The sequence below is a fragment of the Prevotella sp. AM42-24 genome, assembly GCF_003461825.1.
Classification (GTDB): Bacteria; Bacteroidota; Bacteroidia; order Bacteroidales; family Bacteroidaceae; genus Prevotella; species Prevotella hominis.
Map to the genome: position 1 here is coordinate 1 of NZ_QTXV01000135.1, position 2,357 is coordinate 2,357.

The window sequence follows — 2,357 nt, forward strand, 5'->3', positions numbered from 1 at the left end:
AAACAATACTAAGAATAAAAGATGCCTCATATTTATAATAACTGAGTCCACTTGAAAAAGTCAGAGCACTATCAAATTGAGACTTAGATAGGTGATAAGAAGATGAAAACAATACGTTATTTGCCTACTTGCACACTTTTAAAAGTTCAAAATTGAAAAGCTTTGTTCTTTTGCTTACGGACTGTAACTAAAATTTGTTAATTAAAATTTTCAAGCCACTTTTTCAAGTTGGCTCATTATTTAATTTCATCCAGAATTTCAAGTTCCTCATTATTCTGTGATTCTCGTCAAATATGTTGACAGCAGAAACATCGGGGCACTTTTAGGGTTAATCGAAACTTGTATTTGGCTTTACATGTCTCAATCAAACTCATTATTACTTTTACTGGCAGAAGATTACTTAGAGCCTTGCCGAAGTATGCTTTGCCCTGTGTAGTCCTGCCTGCTATATGAAGTAGGATCATTCTTCCTTGTTCCATATTTGTGGGATCAAAGATAATGATTTTTAAGTAAACTGCCAAAAAACAGATCATTTTTATATAAATCTTTGTGCAAATTGTGCAAAAAGCAAATATATTCTGCATTTTCTTACATAAAGCGGTAAATTTACTGCTTTATTGTGGGTTTGGCTATATAACCTTTTGCTAATGCCAATTGCCGGTTGGACAGATATACAGCCAAGCATTAAAAATGAATGAAGAAGCGCTTTATTAAGGTCTAATGATGTGTATCGTTAAGTCGTGTAAATTTTCTACAAGTTATGTTCTTGAAAATCTGGCAAATCATTCAATCAATTTTATTTTAGTCGATAAGACCACGATATTTTAATTATGAGTAGGTTAATCACGGGCGTCAACGCGCGTCACGCGACCGTTAGATTACAAAGCCAACTTTGCCTTGCGGTCTTTCAAGTATTGCTTCCGCGCGTCTTTCCATTCAGGGTTGTTGTATTCGTCGATATAGTAGAACGCGAGCAGGTAAGAATAGTCGCCCATCACCAGTTCATGCAGGTTGATGGTGAACTCGCCCAACATGTTCTTCCAGTCGATCTGTCCTCTCGTGCCCCTTGGAACTTGCGCCACATACGTGTAAACGCAATCGTCCGACGGGTCTGTTTCCCATCCGCTGTGCTCGGTGTCTTCTTGCAGTCTTGGGTATTTCAGGCGCAGTCCGCCAATCAATTGCTGCAGCAGGTCGTCGGCCTCCGACTTCGTTTCCAAGAGGAAATCCACCTCTACGGAATAAACCGTCCCTTCATGTTGATTGACATACAGCCTCACCTTCCTGCCCATGTATTTCCCGGTCAACGTCTTAGAGAGGTTGGGGCTTTCATATTTATAGCCTTTCTGCAGCAACTTCTGGCAAAAAGATTTCATACTTCCCGTGATGGGAATGCCTTGAAACTTCAGGTGCGACACGTTGGCCTGTGGTATGCCATTGTTTGCCTGGGCGCTAATGCCTATTGAAAAGGCCAGCATGGCGAGGAATGTAAAAATCAGTCTCTTCATAAAAAACGGTTTTGCGAATATGGATGCGGAAACACGGCAAGCGGGAGAGCTGTATGGACCGTATATCCTATTAAATATATAGCAGGAGAATGTGCTAAAAACCCATTCTTGACACATCCCCTCTCTGCTGTTGTGGCATCAATGCTGCCGTGGCATGCTTCTCATGCCCAAGAGATTATTTTGATGTGGCGAAATCTATTGAGCTTGCGTTGGCGAACTTGTAAGTCACAGCCGTGGTGAACGTCTTGCTCTTGTCCAAAGACGACTGTGAGGAAACGCTCGATGTCGATGCCATGATACTTCCCTTGAAACTGCTGAACTCGCCCTTGTTTGGCTTCGCCTCGGCTGTGGGCAACATGACGAGGAGTATTTTCTTGCCGTCCTCGAGCCGCGTGCCGTTGTAGGTGCGGCTCACGGTATAGGTGCGCTCGGCCGGGAACGACTTGATGGTCTCTGCCGGGATGGTGTAGGCGAGGAGCTTGTCGCCGGGGTTTGCTTCCCCGGTCGATTTCTATGTGCTGGAATTTCCGAGGAACACGCTTGAGACAAGGGAGCTTGGCTCTGCCGTGTTGTCGGTAGACAGCTTCACGGTCTTGCCGGAGACGTCGGTCACGTTGACATCAAAATATTTCAGTTCGGAAGCCGTGACATATACCACCGGCGATATGGTAACCGCCGTGGCTTTCTCTTCTACCGGAGTCGTGGGGTCGTTGTTGTTGTCGCTGCTGCAAGCAGTGAAACACGATACTGACATGCAGACTGCCGCGGCCATGCAAAGCGAAAGAATGGTTTTCTTTCTCATAATGATATAACTAAAGTTTCCCACCCCAAAATAGTAGGGTAAAAATA

3 protein-coding genes are annotated in these 2,357 nt (G+C 44.1%); all 3 read right to left on the reverse strand.

Going from position 1 to position 2,357, the window contains the following annotated elements; genetic code table 11:
* Positions 1 to 878: 878 nt before the first annotated feature.
* Positions 879 to 1,376: a hypothetical protein gene (locus DW917_RS16610; RefSeq protein ID WP_147344248.1), complete on the reverse strand. Its 498-nt coding sequence runs from the start codon at positions 1,374 to 1,376 to the stop codon at positions 879 to 881.
* A 307-nt stretch (positions 1,377 to 1,683) separates the two neighbouring features.
* A complete protein-coding gene (locus tag DW917_RS17125; RefSeq protein ID WP_147344249.1) occupies positions 1,684 to 1,866 on the reverse strand; it encodes a hypothetical protein in 183 nt (60 codons plus the stop codon).
* Between the two features lie 153 nt (positions 1,867 to 2,019).
* A partial coding sequence (locus DW917_RS16615) for a hypothetical protein (protein WP_233524812.1) occupies positions 2,020 to 2,357 on the reverse strand: 338 nt, incomplete at its 5' end.